General features: G+C 62.3%; 15 protein-coding genes. 8 read left to right on the forward strand and 7 right to left on the reverse strand.

The features are described 5' to 3' along the window. Position 1: 1 nt before the first annotated feature. From sucC to AC0L7I_RS01895, 4 genes are all read right to left on the reverse strand, one after another. Entirely contained in the window at positions 2-1,189 is a 1,188-nt protein-coding gene (gene sucC / locus AC0L7I_RS01880) for an ADP-forming succinate--CoA ligase subunit beta (protein WP_473397845.1), read from the reverse strand. 124 nt (positions 1,190-1,313) lie between these two features. Next, complete coding sequence (locus AC0L7I_RS01885) at positions 1,314-2,558, reverse strand: MFS transporter (RefSeq protein WP_473397846.1); 1,245 nt, start codon at positions 2,556-2,558, stop codon at positions 1,314-1,316. A gap of 45 nt (positions 2,559-2,603) precedes the next feature. Continuing rightward, complete coding sequence (locus tag AC0L7I_RS01890; RefSeq protein ID WP_473397847.1) at positions 2,604-3,773, reverse strand: alkaline phosphatase D family protein; 1,170 nt, start codon at positions 3,771-3,773, stop codon at positions 2,604-2,606. A 73-nt stretch (positions 3,774-3,846) separates the two neighbouring features. Further along, the gene (locus tag AC0L7I_RS01895; protein ID WP_473397848.1) at positions 3,847-4,401 is read right to left on the reverse strand and encodes a DUF2306 domain-containing protein; all 555 of its coding nucleotides are present in this window, start codon (positions 4,399-4,401) and stop codon (positions 3,847-3,849) included. A 145-nt stretch (positions 4,402-4,546) separates the two neighbouring features. Between AC0L7I_RS01895 and AC0L7I_RS01900 the strand changes: the two genes are divergently transcribed. Then, the gene (locus AC0L7I_RS01900; RefSeq protein ID WP_473397849.1) at positions 4,547-5,296 is read left to right on the forward strand and encodes a LytTR family DNA-binding domain-containing protein; all 750 of its coding nucleotides are present in this window, start codon (positions 4,547-4,549) and stop codon (positions 5,294-5,296) included. On the opposite strand, the gene AC0L7I_RS01905 is transcribed toward AC0L7I_RS01900, so the two are convergent. The 3 genes from AC0L7I_RS01905 to rsfS all read right to left on the reverse strand — a co-directional run bounded on the left by AC0L7I_RS01905 (position 5,293) and on the right by rsfS (position 7,993). Then, positions 5,293-6,594 carry a TAXI family TRAP transporter solute-binding subunit gene (locus tag AC0L7I_RS01905; protein ID WP_473397850.1) on the reverse strand — a complete coding sequence of 434 codons (1,302 nt, stop codon included), beginning with the start codon at positions 6,592-6,594 and terminating at the stop codon, positions 5,293-5,295. The two genes, AC0L7I_RS01900 and AC0L7I_RS01905, sit on opposite strands and share 4 nt — an antisense overlap. Positions 6,595-7,078: 484 nt before the next feature. Beyond that, positions 7,079-7,543 carry a 23S rRNA (pseudouridine(1915)-N(3))-methyltransferase RlmH gene (locus AC0L7I_RS01910; protein ID WP_473397851.1) on the reverse strand — a complete coding sequence of 155 codons (465 nt, stop codon included), beginning with the start codon at positions 7,541-7,543 and terminating at the stop codon, positions 7,079-7,081. Positions 7,544-7,549: 6 nt separating this feature from the next. Continuing rightward, positions 7,550-7,993, reverse strand: coding sequence for a ribosome silencing factor (rsfS, locus tag AC0L7I_RS01915; RefSeq protein WP_473397852.1), 444 nt, complete (start codon positions 7,991-7,993; stop codon positions 7,550-7,552). Between the two features lie 156 nt (positions 7,994-8,149). Between rsfS and AC0L7I_RS01920 the strand changes: the two genes are divergently transcribed. From AC0L7I_RS01920 to AC0L7I_RS01950, 7 genes are all read left to right on the forward strand, one after another. Continuing rightward, positions 8,150-8,833 carry a BON domain-containing protein gene (locus tag AC0L7I_RS01920; RefSeq protein WP_473397853.1) on the forward strand — a complete coding sequence of 228 codons (684 nt, stop codon included), beginning with the start codon at positions 8,150-8,152 and terminating at the stop codon, positions 8,831-8,833. A 55-nt stretch (positions 8,834-8,888) separates the two neighbouring features. Then, positions 8,889-9,839 (forward strand): glutathione synthase, encoded by a 951-nt coding sequence (gene gshB / locus AC0L7I_RS01925; RefSeq protein WP_473397854.1) that lies wholly within the window; start codon positions 8,889-8,891, stop codon positions 9,837-9,839. Positions 9,840-9,867: 28 nt separating this feature from the next. Next, the gene (locus tag AC0L7I_RS01930; RefSeq protein WP_473397855.1) at positions 9,868-10,224 is read left to right on the forward strand and encodes a hypothetical protein; all 357 of its coding nucleotides are present in this window, start codon (positions 9,868-9,870) and stop codon (positions 10,222-10,224) included. Positions 10,225-10,422: 198 nt separating this feature from the next. Next, complete coding sequence (locus tag AC0L7I_RS01935; RefSeq protein ID WP_473397856.1) at positions 10,423-11,913, forward strand: efflux RND transporter periplasmic adaptor subunit; 1,491 nt, start codon at positions 10,423-10,425, stop codon at positions 11,911-11,913. 59 nt (positions 11,914-11,972) lie between these two features. After that, positions 11,973-12,614, forward strand: coding sequence for an ABC transporter ATP-binding protein (locus AC0L7I_RS01940; protein ID WP_473399103.1), 642 nt, complete (start codon positions 11,973-11,975; stop codon positions 12,612-12,614). After that, entirely contained in the window at positions 12,614-13,846 is a 1,233-nt protein-coding gene (locus tag AC0L7I_RS01945; protein ID WP_473397857.1) for an ABC transporter permease, read from the forward strand. The genes AC0L7I_RS01940 and AC0L7I_RS01945 overlap by 1 nt, the downstream gene beginning before the upstream one ends. Next, the gene (locus AC0L7I_RS01950; protein ID WP_473397858.1) at positions 13,839-15,239 is read left to right on the forward strand and encodes an efflux transporter outer membrane subunit; all 1,401 of its coding nucleotides are present in this window, start codon (positions 13,839-13,841) and stop codon (positions 15,237-15,239) included. The genes AC0L7I_RS01945 and AC0L7I_RS01950 overlap by 8 nt, the downstream gene beginning before the upstream one ends. The last annotated feature ends 68 nt before the right edge of the window (positions 15,240-15,307 follow it).

Below are 15,307 nucleotides of genomic sequence, written 5' to 3' on the forward strand. Positions count from 1 at the left end.
CTTAGCCGCGAACCGCGTTGACAATTTTCTGGGCCGCGTCGTCGAGATCGTCGGCGGAGATGACGTTGAGACCGCTATCGGCAATAATCTTCTTGCCGAGGTCGACATTCGTGCCTTCAAGGCGAACGACCAGCGGCACGGCAAGGTTTGTTTCCTTGACCGCCGCGATCACGCCCTCGGCAATGACGTCACATTTCATGATGCCGCCGAAGATGTTCACCAGAATGCCCTTCACGTTGGGGTCCTTCATGATGATCTTGAAGGCCGCTGCGACCTTCTCCTTGCCGGCGCCGCCGCCGACATCACAGAAGTTGGCAGGCTCTTCACCATAGAGCTTGATGATGTCCATCGTCGCCATGGCGAGGCCGGCGCCGTTGACCATGCAGCCAATCGTGCCTTCGAGGGCGATATAGGCGAGGTCCCATTCGGAGGCCTCGATTTCCTTTTCGTCTTCCTCAGTCTTGTCGCGCAGTTCCATGATGTCCGGGTGGCGGAACAGGGCGTTACCGTCGAAGCTGACTTTGGCGTCGAGAACGCGCAGGTGGCCATCTTCCATGACGATCAACGGGTTTACTTCCAGCATCGCCATGTCCTTCTCGGTGAAGGCCTTGTAGAGGATCGGGAAGAGCTTCATGCCGTCGGCGCGCGCGGTGCCTTCCAGCTTGAGGGCATCACAGAGTTTCGAGGAATCCGCGTCGGTGACGCCGCCATCGACGGGCAGAGTCAGGATTTTCTCCGGCGTGTCATGAGCGACCGCTTCGATGTCCATGCCGCCTTCGGTCGACACGACGAAAGCCACCTTGCCGGTTTCGCGATCAACCAGGATGGAGAGATAGAGCTCGCGGTCAATGTCGGCGCCGTCTTCGATATAGAGGCGGTTGACCTGCTTGCCGGCCGGACCGGTCTGGGCGGTCACAAGGTGGTGACCCAGCATCTGCTTGGCGTTGGCGAGGACGTCTTCCTTTTTGAAAGCGAGGCGCACACCGCCCTTTTCGCCCGCATCGGCTTCAACGAACTTGCCCTTGCCGCGCCCACCGGCGTGGATCTGGCTTTTCACGACCCAGAGGGGCCCCGGTAGCGTATCGACTGCTTTCTGCACGTCTGCGAGGGAGAGGACCGGTACGCCTTCGGCGACAGGGGCGCCAAAGGATTTCAGCACCGCTTTTGCCTGGTATTCGTGAATGTTCATATGGAATGCCTTGATGGTTGCGTCGCGTGCAGGAGGGCCGCGCGCCGCCCCGCTAATGGTGCGGGCTGTATATCAGGGTTCTTCGCGCCGACAACTGGCTGGGTACAAGGAACTGGACGCAGCCTCAGGACTCCACGTCCGGATTGCGCGGATCGAGTTCCACGCCTGCCAGCGAGGTGGGCGCAATCGGCTTCCATTCTTCCTGCTGCGCCTCGGTCGGAGCTGCCCGCTGGCGCACCCGGATGACCATCAGGACCGCCAGCACGAGCAACAGGACACCGGCAAGACCAAACAGGCCAGCCCGATCGGCCACGCGCATGGCAAAGCCCGACATCAGCGGGCCGGCAATCGATCCGGCGGCCCAGACGAACAGGAGGCCTGACATGACCTGCGGCACGCGGCCGCGCGGTGTCCGGTCAATCGCATGGGCAACGCAAAGGCCGTAAAAGGACAGGGCCCCTGCCCCCCATATGGTAAGGACGGCGATCACGCCGATCTCGCCCAGCGCCACGCCAAAGACTGCGATCAGCAGCGACGCGACGCCGGACATGGTGCACATGCCTGCGATCACGAGGCGGCGCTCGATCCGGTCTGACAGGACGCCGGCCGGCCATTGCAGGACGAGGCCGCCAAGCCAGGCAGCCGCGCCGGCGATGGCCACGGCGGCCGTCCCGCCGCCCGCAAGCTCAAACCGTTCGAAATAGACAGGCAGGAGCGCCAGCGTGCCGGTATTGATAACGCCTGCCAGGAGCACGCCGATCACGGCGGCCGGAGCGATGCGGAAGAGTTCGGCCACCGGCATGGACTTGCGGTCCGGCGGGGCAGGCTCTTTCTGGCGGGTCAGGCAGACTGGCACCAATGCGAGGGCAAGGAACAGGCCGGCCCAGGCATAGGCCCGGCCGTCGAGCGGCGACATGCCAGCCACGAAGAAAGGCCCGATCATCAAGGAGAGCTTGGCACCGGTATGATAGATGCCCATGACATTGCCGCGCGACTTGTCGGGCACGGCCTCGCCCATCCAGCTTTCGATACTGGTGAACATGTAAGCGAATGCGATGCCCTGCACGATGCGCAAAAGTGCCCAGAATGCTGCATCGTGCCAGAGCGACAGGGACAGAACGGCAACAGCGTTGATGGCGGAGGCGGCAGCGAACAGGCGAATATTGCCGATCTGGCCCAACATGCGCGGCGCCGACCAGGCCCCGATCATGTAGCCCGCCGCATTGAAGCCGGCGATGACACCGATCGATTGCGGACCCGCCCCCATGGCTTCGAGGCCAAGAGGTGTGAGCATGCTGAGCAATCCACCGGCGATCTGGACGATCATGACGGAGAGGATCAGAACAAAAACGTTTCGCGTATCCGACATCAAATACCTGGAAGCGTGCAAAGCCGGGCAACCGGCGCACGTTGATTACTTGAACTTGACCGAAGTCTCGCGAACGGTCGTCCCATCATTGGCCTTGATCGACAAGGCCGCAGTGCCGGAATTCCAGTCAATATCGATGGCGCCGAAATTTTCCGGCGGATAGCCTTCGCCGATCTGGGCACTGTCGCGCTCGTCGGTCGTTTCGGCAAATGCGACATTGAGCGACGACGCCGTCAGTTCGTAAGCCGGGTAAGGCAACACGTCGTCCTTGCGATAGAGAAAGGCCGTGTGACGGTCGCCAGACACGAAGACAACGCCATTCGCATTCGTCTGGTTGATCAGGCCGTAGAGCCGCCCCTGCTCCTTCGGCAGGCGCGACCACGCCTCCCAGCCATGCCCATCGGTGGCCATCACCTGGACCGAGGAGACGATCAGGCGCAGGTCCGCCGGCTTCTGCAGCTGGTTTTCAAGCCAGGTCCACTGGTCCGTGCCGAGCATGTCCTGGTGGGCGTCTGTCGAGGGGATGTAGCGTTCCTTGCCCTTCACCCCCCATTCGTCTGTCGCCATCAGCGGCGTGCGGAAAAACCGCGTGTCGAGCATGATGACCTGGGTTCGCTGGCCCTCGGGCCCGAACGTGCGGGCGTAATATGTGCCGGGCCAGGCGCCGACATCCTGTTTTTCGAGCCCCCAGAAGCGCTCGTGGATGCGTTCGGCAAGACGCCGGAAGGGAAAATCCTTGCCGCCGTCATTGGCGCCGAAATCATGGTCGTCCCATGCGACCATCATCGGATGCGCGGCGCGCAAGGCCTGAAAGTCCGGCCTTTTGGCCAGGTCGCTGAAGCTTTCGCGCAATTCGCCGAGGTCTGCCTGATTGACCGTATAGTTCTGGCCGTCGCGATCACCATAGACATTGTCGCCGATCATCAAGAAGAGGTCAGCCTTTTCGCGCGAAATTTCCTCAAGTGCCGGCGCCGCCTCTGTTTCCTCGTTCAGGCATGAGGCCACCAGAATGCGTGTCAGCGGCTGATCGGCGCCAGGCAGTGGCAATCCTGCGGGGGCGCGTGGATAAAAACTGTCGGGAAGCGTCTTGTAATAGGCCTCGAGCGCCTCTTCGGCACTGTCTGGCGCACGGGTAATGCCTGGAATGGAGACAGGCCGGGGAACCTGACATGCCGCCAGGCTGATCAATCCCATCAGAATGATTGCGCGCTTCATGGCTTTGCTCCCGCTTTCTGCCGCTATCCATACGCTTAGCGGGCTTCGGCGCCATCAGTAAGGCAGGAAAGGGTCAAATGCCGAAGAAAATCGACCACATCATCCGGCCCGGCAGGAAGCTGAAAAGCCCGGCAATCGCCATGCCGCCGACAAACATGCCGGTCATGTGCTTGCGATGCGTCTTGATGTCATGGCGACGAGCGGCGGCGAGGCCCATTGGCAACACGATCACCGTCCAGGCCGAGATGGCGTGGATGACGCTGTAATTGTTGCCATTCAGGCCGGTAAGAAAGAAGGAACTGGCCGCCGTCACGGTCATTGTCGCAATCCAGCCATAGCCGAGGATGCGGTGCATGCGCCGTCCCTTGATACCCAGCATAAGGGCCGCACCGATGGCGAACGAGGCGATGGCCCCGGAGACATGGGCCTTGAGGACCCAGGGCGCCTGGAGAAGCGGCGAGGTATCAAGGCGGAAACGCAAGGGCGGGTTTCCCGGCGATGCGAGGATGAAATAACTGATCGCCGCATAGGCCAAAAGTGCAATGGCGAAAGTGATGGTGTGTTTGCGGTGGCCGGCAAGGGCGCGCAAAGGGCGTCGGGAGGGGGCGGCCGGGGTGGCGTCTGTCATCGGAATGTCCTCTTGTGTGGGCGTTGACCCGGACATGCCGCCAGCGCCCTGCCCCCGCCACCGCGTTTGCACGGACTGACTGGAATCCTTCGCGAAATGCCGCCAGAACGGTTCGCGAAGCGCGAAATGCAGGAGAGATTTCTGGGTGCGGATCACGATCGACTGGGCCAAGCGGGGGCGGGAAGCGGCGATTTTCGTCGGCATCGGCCTGTTCCTCGCATTCATTCGCCCATATGGCGCGACCGGCCACCTGCCCTTCTGGCTGAGCGCGGCCTACTGGACAGGCCTGGTCCTGCTCGGCGCCCTTGTCGGTGAAGTGTCGGCATGGGCAATCGCGAAACGGGCACCAGACCTTCCGGCATGGGCCTCTATCCCGATCCTGTCGGTCGTCACGGCGCTGGCGGTGACGGGCGCTGTCTTCGGCATAGAAAGCCTGCTGGAGAAACGCGCTTTGCCGATGGCGGCCCTGCCCTCGCTGTTCGGGCTGGTCTGGGTGATCGCCCTGGCAATAACCGGGCTCGGCTTCCTGATCGAACGCTCCTTCCGCGAACCGGTCGCTGCGGGTGACGGCGCCGACCCCGTTGCGAAATTCCTTGAGCGCCTGCCCGTGCGCTATCGCGGGTCCGCGCTACACGCCGTGTCGTCGGAAGACCATTACCTTCGGGTCCACACAGACCGCGGCGAGGAGCTGATCCTGATGCGCCTCGCCGATGCAATGCGGGAACTAGCGCGGGCGCCGGGCCTGCAGACGCATCGTTCGTGGTGGGTTGCCACCGATGGCGTGGCCGATGCGCGGCGCGAGAGCGGCAAGCTCTATCTCGTGCTGAAATCAGGCAAGGAGGCACCTGTGTCGCGCACGTTCCAGACGGCTGTGAAACAGGCCGGGCTGAGCTAGGCGCCCAAGCCGGGCGTTGGCCGCGTGTTCATCATCAGATGCTTGACGAATTCGACATGGTTGCGAAGCCGGTAAAGATCGTCGGTATAGGACAACGGAACGTCGAGTTCGCCGATCTCGACCTGCAGGTCTTCCAGTTCGTCCGTGATGACGGCGCGCTCTTCCTCGGTCGGCATGTTGCGGCCGCGCGCCTCCAGGTCACGCAGGTCCTTGTACCAGATGTAGATCTTGCGGCGCACCCGCCAGCGATAGATCGGCGGCGCAACCCGCACCAGCGGAATGAGTAGTGTCAGGAGCGGGATTGCGAGAATCCATGCCCGGTCGAGAAAATTGGCAAGGTCGAACGAAAAATACCGGCGCAGGAAGGACGGGCCGTTCTCATAATAGCGCTGGACCTGTCGGCTGACCGGAAGGTCTGTGACATCCGGATCGGGAAACGTGCCTGCACGGGCAAACAGGCTGCCGTCCTGATGGATGGCGGAGGCGGAATCGACCAGTAGGGCCTCGATGGCCGGATGCAGCGACTTGCTGGCAACCAGCTGGGCAACGGGCGCGACGAGGGAAACATCCCGCTCCGGCAGGTCTGCGCCAATGTCGACCACGCCGCGCAGCAGGACCACGGCGGCAAGGGCGGGCTGGCGGCGCGAGAGGGCCTCGGCACGTTCGAACGGGAGGAGGGAAATGCCGGGTGAACGCAGCAGCGCCTGCACGTAGGGCGCGTCCGGCGATGAGGCGAAGGCTGCAGCGTCGATCTCTCCTGCGATCAGGGCGTTCGCTGCCGCGGACCCGGTCAGGTTGTTTCGCGAAGCCGCAGGCCAGTCGCCGCCGAATTCACCCTGCAAGTCCAGCCCCAGAAGACGCGTCCCTGATCCGTCCGGCCCGATCGCCATGCGCCGGTCGCGCAACTGGCCAAAATCCGTCACGCCGGCATCGGCGCGCACGAAAACCCAAAAAGGCTCATGGAAGAGACCACCGAGGGACCGCAGTTTCTCCGCGTCGCCAGGTGTCGCCAGACCACCCTGCACCAGCGCCACGTCGGCGCTGCCTTCATCGAGAAGGCGCAGATTCTCGACCGAGCCTGCCGTCTGGATGAGTTCGACATCAACCCCCTGCTCGGCAAGGAGGCGCTGATACCGCTCGCCATACGCAAAATAGGCTCCTCCGGGAGCCCCCGCAGCAAACCTGATCGTCTTGGGAGGGGCCGGATCCATCAATAGGAGCGTCAACAAGAGCCCCGCGAACGCCACGAAGACAAGTGGCCAGTAGACTTTGAGGAAATCTTTCGCGGCCGTGACCATGCGGCGTCCCACCTTCTGTCAGTTACGTCCCGGATGACGGTCTAGGCTGACATGGCTGCCGGATCAATCACATGCCCCCGCACGCCCTGAAAATGTCCCATACCCGCCTCGCATGGAACCTATTCCGTTTGGAAAGTGTTCATCATGACAGGGCCGACCCATTTGACGTGCAGACTGACGAAAGGGAGACTGCAATGAGCCATTCAAGTGCAATCGCGAAAATTGCCTCTGTCGCCTCACTTGGAATTTTTGCGGCCACCCTGCTTGCGATGGTGCTGGCCCCTGCCCCGTCGCTCTTTGCCGGCTGAATTTTTTCGATTCGACCAGATCCAAAAGGCATCACGCCTCGTAAGAGTTCCCAGATGGCTGGCAGGTCCCTATCGACCGATCCCTCCCAAGCACCGGCTGTCTACAAAGAGGCTTCGAAGCGGCGCCCCCATATTGCGCTTCGGAGCCTCTTCAATTTTCTCCTGACCCTTCGACATCAGGCCTTGTGATACGGCATACCCGCCAGGATCGAGACGGCGCGATAAACCTGTTCGGCCAGCATCGCCCGGACAAGGCGGTGCGGCCAGGTCTGCGCGCCAAACGCCATCGTATCGGGCGCCGCGCGCCGGACAGCCTCGCCATACCCTTCGGCGCCGCCGATCAGGAAAACGAGATCAGGCACACCCTGATCCCGCAGGCGCGCGAGTTGGCGGGCGAAATCGGCTGACGGCGTGTTACGACCGAACTCATCCAGGCGAATGACATTGGCCCCAGCAGGAATTTTCGCGAGAATCCGCTCGGCTTCCGCATCAAGCCCGCCGCCGCTGGCGACTTCTATTTCCTCGATGCCCCGAAAACCGAGACTTCGCGCAACCGGAAGGGCTCGTTTGACATATTCGTCAAAGAGATCGCGCTCGGCGCCTGACTTCAGGCGTCCGACAGACAGAATTGTCAGCCGCATGGTTGCCTAGTGCTGGGTGGCGCGGTGCGCACTCGTATCGGACGCCCAGATCTTTTCGAGATTGTAGAATTCGCGCACTTCCGGACGGAACAGGTGGACGATCACGTCACCGGTATCGATGAGGACCCAGTCAGCATTCGGCATGCCTTCCACATTGGCCGGGCGGCCAGTGAGCTTTTTCACCTGGTGGGAAAGATGGTCTGCAAGCGCTGCGACATGCCGGCCGGAACGGCCTGACGCAATGATCATGAAATCGGCGAGGGAAGATTTTCCGTCCAGGTCGATGAACAGGAGGTCTTCAGCCTTGTCATCCTCAAGCGCCTTGGCAAGAGCCTCGGCGACGGTACGGATGTCTTCAAGTGTGGCACTCTTTGCGGGCAGTGTCCGCGGGGCGCTGGAAGTCAGGGTCTCAGTTCCTTCTTTTATTGGCTGGCTTACATTATCACGCATGGGGTAGTACAACCAGCCCAAACCCGCATCGGCTCAGGCACCGTTGCAATTGCAGTCTTGGCGGTACTATTCTTGGCCCCTGCCAGAATTTCGCCGTAAGTCTGGAACAGTCTGATTCGAAGGATTCCCGGTCCGCCTGCCATTGGAGTGTATAATATGACCCTGCGCCTCGCCGCCGCCGCCCTCCTGCTTTCAATGCCACTCGGAGGATGCGCCGTCGCAGCAGTCGGCGCGGTCGGCGCGGTCAGCCTGGCAGCCGCCCAGGACAAGACGCTGGGTGAAGCGGTCGATGACACGACAACGTCGGGCGAGATCAAGGCGAAACTGCTGTCAGAAAGCATCAACCGGTTTGGCGAGGTGGATGTCGAAGTGAATGGCGGGCTGGTCCTGTTATCCGGACGCGTCGATGACCCGAAAGACCGGGTCGAGGCTGAAGGAATTGCATGGACGTCAACGCGCGCGCATGATGTTGCCAACGAGATCAAGATCCAGCCGGCCGGTGGCTTCATTGCCAACGTGTCGGACGAAATCATTTCGGGCCGTGTGCGCACGCGCCTGATCGGCTCGAGCACCGTGAAAAGCCTTAACTACAATATCGAAACCTATGATCGCGTCGTCTACCTGATGGGAACAGCACGTTCGGCTGAAGAGCTTAAACGGGCCGCACATGAGGCAAGCGTTGTTGGCGGTGTGAAACAGGTCGTATCCTATGTCCGCATCCGCGAGCCGATTGAGCGCCCCGCTGCGCCGACAACGCAGGCGGCCCCCTCTTACAATCCGACGCCCAATCCTACATATGAAACCGAGACCGATGCGGAACTGCTCGGTGTGAACTACTGACCGGGCGAGCGCAGCTGTAACTGCCCAGCCCGCATCAAACGGGAGCGGGCGTTTCATGACATTGCGAGTTGGGATCCAGATGGATCCGCTGGAAGACGTCAAGATTGACGGCGATACGAGTTTTGCGCTGGCCGAAGTGGCGCAGGCGCGCGGCGCCGAGCTGTTTGTCTACGGGCCGGACCACTTGTCCTATGAGCAAGGCCGGGTGACGGCCTGGGCCCGACCGGCAAAGGTCCAGCGGGTGAAAGCAACACCCGGCGTGTTCGGCGAGACGGTCAAGCTGGACCTGGCGAAGGATCTCGACGTGATCCTGATGCGGCAGGATCCGCCTTTCGACATGAGCTATATCACCGCCTGCCACCTGCTGGAGCTGATTTCCGGCGAGACGCTGGTGGTCAACGATCCGGAAGGTGTGCGCTCCAGCCCGGAAAAGATCTTCCCCCTTCTCTATCCCGAAATCATGCCGCCAACGCTCGTTTCGCGTGACGTGCGCGACATCGTGGCATTCCGCGCGACGCACAGGGACATCATCATCAAGCCGCTTTACGGACATGGCGGTGCCGGTGTGTTCCGGTTGAAGCCCGACGATTCCAACATGGATTCCCTGCTGGAAGTCTTTTTCACCCGGTCGCGCGAACCGGTCATGGTGCAGGCATTCCTTCCGGCGGTCAGCGAAGGCGACAAACGAATCATGCTGGTCGATGGCGAGCCTGTCGGCGCCATCAACCGACGCCCGCAAACCGGCCAGGTGCGCTCCAACCTCGTGGTCGGCGGCACGGCGGAAAAGTCGGACCTCAGCGATGCGGACCGCAGGATCTGCGAAATCATCGGCCCGGAACTGAAGCGGCGTGGGCTGGTTCTGACCGGGATCGATGTGATCGGCGGACGTCTGACGGAGGTCAATGTCACATCCCCGACCGGCGTCCAGGCCATCAAGGCCCTGTCCGGCATTGATACCGCCGCCATTTTCTGGGACGTTGTGCAACAGAAGCTTGCGGACCGCTGATGGCCGCTGCAAGATCAGGTGTATGAACATGAAATCGATCACTGCCTTCGCCCTCGCCTCCCTCGCCTTTGCCGGCGTCGCCTGTTCGCAGGCTGCGGACACTGAAACGGCGGATGTGCAGACGGTCTCGGCCGACAACAATATGTCGGGCACGCTCAACCTTTCGCTTCCAGATTCGACGGCCGACACCGGTGCGTCGACCGGCAGCTTCAACCTGAACCTGGGCGGCGACACGGGCGAGTCCCGGCTTATCGGGTCCGGCGCGCTTGGCGGCGCCGATTTCGGCGAAGAGCCGGCGTTCGAACTTGATCTCGATCTCGCGGACGGTGCCTCCGAGGCTGGGGCCGCGGATGACGACATCATCCGCCTCGACCCCAAAAAATAGGCCAACAGGCCCTTTCGATCCATTTTCCTGCGTCCAGTGCCTGTATTTGCAGCGGGAGACGACGGAAATACGCGCTCCGGACGTTTGATCTGGCAGGCGCGTTGCAACGCTCCACTTTGATTTCGTATTCGTCCTGCCGCCGATGCGCGCGCCGGTCGGGTGAGGCTTCGACCCAAACGCAAGAGCGAGTGCTATACCTTGATCCGCAAAATCGACCGACGACTCGTCTACGGCCTCGCTGGGCTGGTGGCGCTCATTGTCTTCTGGGCCCTGTTCGTGCGCGGCTCCGGCGACGCCCGGCCGGGGGATTTCACGCTTGAGTCTGCGACTGTGGAGCGCGGCGACGTGGCCCGGCTGGTCACGGCGTCAGGCGCTGTCCGTGCCCTGACCACGGTCGAGGTCGGCTCGCAGGTGTCCGGCCAGATCATCGCACTGGATGCCGACTTCAATTCCGAAGTGAAGGAAGGCGACATCATTGCCCGGATCGACCCACAGACATTCGAGAGCCGGGTCGCTTCGGCGCAGGCGGATATTGCCAGCGCGCGAGCAAGCCTCGACGTGCAGCAAGCCAATATCAAATCTGCCGAGGCCAGCCTCGCCCAGACGGAGAAAGACTTTAACCGCGTGAAGGCCCTCTATGACCAGGACGCCGTCGCGCAATCGTCGCTCGAAGATGCCGAGCGGGCGCTTGCAGTGGCAAAAGCTGCGCTCGACGTGTCGCGCGCTCAGCTGCGCGCGTCGCAAGCCACGCTGAGCCAACGCCAGGCGTCGCTGAAATCCGCACAGCTGGATCTCGACCGGACGATCATCCGGTCGCCGATCGATGGTGTCGTCATCGAGCGTTCGGTCGATGTCGGCCAGACCGTGGCAGCGTCCTTCTCCGCGCCGGTCCTGTTCCAGATTGCCCAGAACCTAGAGGACATCCGCATTGATGCCGCCGTGGTCGAATCCGACATTGGCGGAATCGATGCCGGCGACCCGGCGACCTTCAAGGTCGATGCCTATCCGAACGAAACCTTCCGCGGGACGGTGGAACAGGTGCGCCTCGCATCGGAAACCCTCTCAAATGTCGTGACCTATACGGTTGTGGTGGCAGCCGAGAACCGGTCTGGACGCTTGCTGCCGGGCATGACGGCGAATGTCGAGATAACAGCCGAAAAGCGCGAAGGCGTGCTGCGCCTTGCCGAATCTGCCGTCCGGTTCCGTCCGCCGAGCGACGGCGTAACGGTGGTGTCGGACGATACAGGCGAAAGCCCGCAGCAACAGCGTGGTGGCGGACCCGCTGGCAGCCCGGGCGATACCATGCTGGCCGGGCTCGATATCGACACCGACCGGAAGGCAAGGATACAGGCGGACATGAAGGCCGAGATGGAGAAAGTCCGCGCGAGCATGGGCGAGGCGGGCGCCACGTTTGACCGGGCGGGCATGCGTGAAAAAATCCAATCCCGCATGGACAAGGTGCTTCGCGACAATCTGAGCCGGGACGAACTGGCCATCGTGCAAAAGACCATCAATGAGCGCTCAGCGCAGCGGCGGGTGGACCTCTACCAGCCTGTCGGTGACGGCACACTGAAAACGGTTCTAGTCTCAATCGGCCTGTCGGACGGGCAGAATGTCGAAATCCTTCGCGGCGCCGAAGAGGGCGATTCATTCGTGACCCGCCTGACGGTTGCGGCCGCGGGAAACTGACCGTGTCCGCCGGGCCTGTTCCCCTTATCACCTGCCGGGACCTGACCAAGGTCTACCGGATGGGCACGCAGGAAGTCTTCGCCCTGCGCGGCGTCAATCTCGATTTCACCGAGGGCGAGATGACTGCGATCATGGGGCCGTCGGGATCGGGCAAGTCGACCCTGATGAACATGATCGGCGCGCTCGATGTGCCGACAAGCGGCGAGCTGACCATCAAGGGACGGCCCTTGTCGAACCTGAGCCGGGACGAACTGGCCGACCTGAGGAACGAGACGATCGGTTTTGTCTTCCAGCAATTCAACCTGCTGCACCGTGCAAGTGCGCTGGCCAATGTGAAACTGCCCCTGCTCTACTCCCGCAAACCGGTTGAAGATGCGAATGCGCGCGCCCGGGAATGTCTCGAAATGGTCGGACTTGGCGACCGAATGGATCACCGGCCGATGCAATTGTCCGGTGGCCAGCAGCAGCGCGTCGCGATTGCCCGGGCCCTGGCGGGGCGCCCGTCGATCCTGCTGGCCGATGAGCCGACCGGCGCGCTCGACACGAAGACATCCGAGGGCATCATGGACCTCCTGACCGGCCTGTCGGCGGAAGGCATCACGGTCATCCTGGTGACGCACGAACCTGAAGTGGCCGCCTATACAAGCAGGCAGATCCATTTCCGGGACGGGCAGGTTGAGCGCGACGAGAGGCAAAGCTGATGAAAATCCGTGTCGCCCTGCAATCAGCTATTGAGGCCCTGATTTCCAATCCGCTGCGGAGCTTTCTCACCATGCTGGGTATCATGATCGGCGTTGCCTCGGTCATGGCCATGATGGCGATCAGCGAAGGCGCAGCCAAGCAGGTCGACCAGCAAATCGCACAACTGGGCGCAAGCAACCTGACGGTCTATCCGGGATCGTCGCGGCGCGGCCCCCGCTCGGGCGGTGCATCGTCCGACCAGCCCTTTACCGATGCCATCGTCGAACAGATCAGGCAGGAAACCTATGTCACCGCCGTCGCGGCGCGAAACCAGGCATCTGTCACGGTCGTCTCGGGGCAGGACAACTGGTCGACCAGCCTCAACGGCACGAATGCGGACTATTTTGTTACCCAATCTCTCAAGGCCAGTGAAGGCCGGTTTTTTGACGATCGCGAGGCAAGTTCCGGCGCCGCTGTCGCCGTGATTGGCAAGACGGTTGCAGACAATCTGTTCGAGGGTACCAATCCAGTCGGCCAGACAATCCGGGCAAACAATGTGCCGCTGGCCATAATCGGCGTATTGGAAACGCGCGGCGCATCGTCTGGCCCTGGCGGCGACCGCGACGACATCATCATCGTGCCGATCAGTACCGCTCGCAACAGGATCAGCGGCGGCAACCCGACCGTCGCCAAATATGTGATCGGCATGGAAGTCGGGATCGCGGACGGCTATGACATGGTCACTGCCCAGGAACAGCTGGAGGCGCGCCTGAGGGAAATCCGGCGCATTCCTCCGGGTGGCACCGACGATTTCCGTGTATTCAATATTGCCGACTTCATTCGCGCCCGTTCGAGCACACAGGCCACGTTCGGCGTGCTGCTGGCTTTCACGGCGGCCGTTTCGCTGATCGTGGGCGGCGTAGGCGTCATGAATATCATGCTCGTGTCGGTGACAGAGCGGACGCGGGAAATCGGATTGCGGATGGCGGTGGGCGCGCGCAGTACCGATATTCTCGGCCAGTTCCTCGCCGAAGCGCTAGCCCTTTGCCTGCTGGGCGGACTGATCGGTTCTGCCCTTGGCGTGGGCGCTGCAAACCTTGCGGCCAGACTTGGGGAGTTTCCGGTTGAGATTTCCCCGCGTATCGCGATCATAGCCATTGGCGCGTCGGCACTGATCGGCCTGTTCTTTGGATTCTTTCCCGCCCGGCAGGCGGCGCGGCTCAACCCCATCGAGGCTCTTAGACATGAATAAGGTTACCCCTGCCCTCGCGTTGGTCCTGTTGGCGGCAATCGTCCCGGCCTGCTCGTCAACGCCTGACCGGCAGTCGCCACAGGCGTCGATCGTGCAGGAACAGGCTGCATTGAACGCTCCGGATACCTGGGCGTTCGGCCCCGAAACCGACGGCGAGGTCGCCGCGACCTGGGCGGGAATCATCCATGATGAAAACTTGCTCGCGCTGATGCGCGAAGCACTTGCTGCAAATCCGGACCTGCGGGCGAGCGCGGAAAGCGTGCGACGCTCCGAGGCCTTCCTGCGCCAGTCCCGATCAAGCCTGCTACCGAGCATAAGTGCCGGCGCTGGCGCCAGCGGATCGTCCGACCTGGAAGATTTTGACCTGGCCGAGCGCTACAGTGCGAGTGTCGATGCGAGTTGGGAAGCCGACCTGTGGAGCGCAATCCGGTCGGACGTCCTGGCATCGGAATTCGACCTGCAAAGTGCCCGGGCGGTCTACCGTGCCAGCCGGGAGTCAATCGCTGCGAGTGTCGCGCGCACTTATGCGGTTGCCGTTGATGCGGGCCATCAGGTTGACCTGACCCGCGCCACGCTCGCCGCCCAGGAAGAGACATTGCGGATCGTGAATGTGCGCTACAATCTCGGCGCGGCTGACCGCCGCGAACAAGTGCTCGCCGAGTCAGACGTGGCCAGCGCGCGCGATTCGCTTGAACTCGCCCTCGCTGCGCAGCGCAGCGCCATCCGCGGGCTGGAAGTGCTGCTCGGGCGCTATCCGGCGGGCACGATGACCGTGCCGGATACACTGCCCGAAATCGAGGATATCGTTCTCGCAGGACGACCGGCAGACCTGCTTCGCAGGCGCCCCGACGTGCTGTCTGCCGAAGCAAGCGTAAGGTCTGCCTTTGCCAGCACCGAAGCTGTGCGCAGCGGGCGCTGGCCCAGCCTGTCACTGTCGGGCGGTGTGTCGAGCGCGACCGACAGCCTGGGCGATGTGCTGGACCCGGCGGCGCTGGCCGTCTCGCTCGGAATCAGACTGGCGGACACGCTGTTTGACGGCGGCCTGACGGACGCACGGATCGACGCTGCAGAAGCCAGCGGGCGCATCGCGCTTGCCAATTATGGCGCCAGCGTCCTTGGCGCCTATGCCGACATCGAGGGCCGCCTCGATGATGTCGCAACCTTGCGAAACAGGGCCGGCTTTGTTGAGACTGCCGCCAAGAATGCGCGCGAAACGCTGCAACTCGCCGAAATCCAGTACAAGGAAGGCGCGATTGACCTGCTCGACGTGTTGACCTTCCGGCAGCGCAGTTTCCAGGCGGACCGCACGCTTCTCTCACTGCGTCGGGCGGAGACCGAATCGCGAATCGCGCTCTACTTGGCCCTTGGCGGGGCGCTCACCGCGCAAGAATAGCCTTTCACCGGCTCTGAAAATGTCCCTGTGGGGAGAATTTTTGCCGATTATCGACATCCTAACACACA

It is taken from the genome of Hyphomonas sp. J20-32 (assembly GCF_055808555.1).

What these genes read in the sequence shown, in the direction of transcription:
- sucC (WP_473397845.1), bottom strand. Translation starts at nt 1,189, where the DNA reads ATGAACATTCACGAATACCAGGCAAAAGCGGTGCTGAAATCCTTTGGC.
- AC0L7I_RS01885 (WP_473397846.1), bottom strand. Translation starts at nt 2,558, where the DNA reads ATGTCGGATACGCGAAACGTTTTTGTTCTGATCCTCTCCGTCATGATC.
- AC0L7I_RS01890 (WP_473397847.1), bottom strand. Translation starts at nt 3,773, where the DNA reads ATGAAGCGCGCAATCATTCTGATGGGATTGATCAGCCTGGCGGCATGT.
- AC0L7I_RS01895 (WP_473397848.1), bottom strand. Translation starts at nt 4,401, where the DNA reads ATGACAGACGCCACCCCGGCCGCCCCCTCCCGACGCCCTTTGCGCGCC.
- AC0L7I_RS01905 (WP_473397850.1), bottom strand. Translation starts at nt 6,594, where the DNA reads ATGGTCACGGCCGCGAAAGATTTCCTCAAAGTCTACTGGCCACTTGTC.
- AC0L7I_RS01910 (WP_473397851.1), bottom strand. Translation starts at nt 7,543, where the DNA reads ATGCGGCTGACAATTCTGTCTGTCGGACGCCTGAAGTCAGGCGCCGAG.
- rsfS (WP_473397852.1), bottom strand. Translation starts at nt 7,993, where the DNA reads ATGCGTGATAATGTAAGCCAGCCAATAAAAGAAGGAACTGAGACCCTG.
- AC0L7I_RS01920 (WP_473397853.1), top strand. Translation starts at nt 8,150, where the DNA reads ATGACCCTGCGCCTCGCCGCCGCCGCCCTCCTGCTTTCAATGCCACTC.
- gshB (WP_473397854.1), top strand. Translation starts at nt 8,889, where the DNA reads ATGACATTGCGAGTTGGGATCCAGATGGATCCGCTGGAAGACGTCAAG.
- AC0L7I_RS01930 (WP_473397855.1), top strand. Translation starts at nt 9,868, where the DNA reads ATGAAATCGATCACTGCCTTCGCCCTCGCCTCCCTCGCCTTTGCCGGC.
- AC0L7I_RS01940 (WP_473399103.1), top strand. Translation starts at nt 11,973, where the DNA reads ATGGGCACGCAGGAAGTCTTCGCCCTGCGCGGCGTCAATCTCGATTTC.
- AC0L7I_RS01945 (WP_473397857.1), top strand. Translation starts at nt 12,614, where the DNA reads ATGAAAATCCGTGTCGCCCTGCAATCAGCTATTGAGGCCCTGATTTCC.
- AC0L7I_RS01950 (WP_473397858.1), top strand. Translation starts at nt 13,839, where the DNA reads ATGAATAAGGTTACCCCTGCCCTCGCGTTGGTCCTGTTGGCGGCAATC.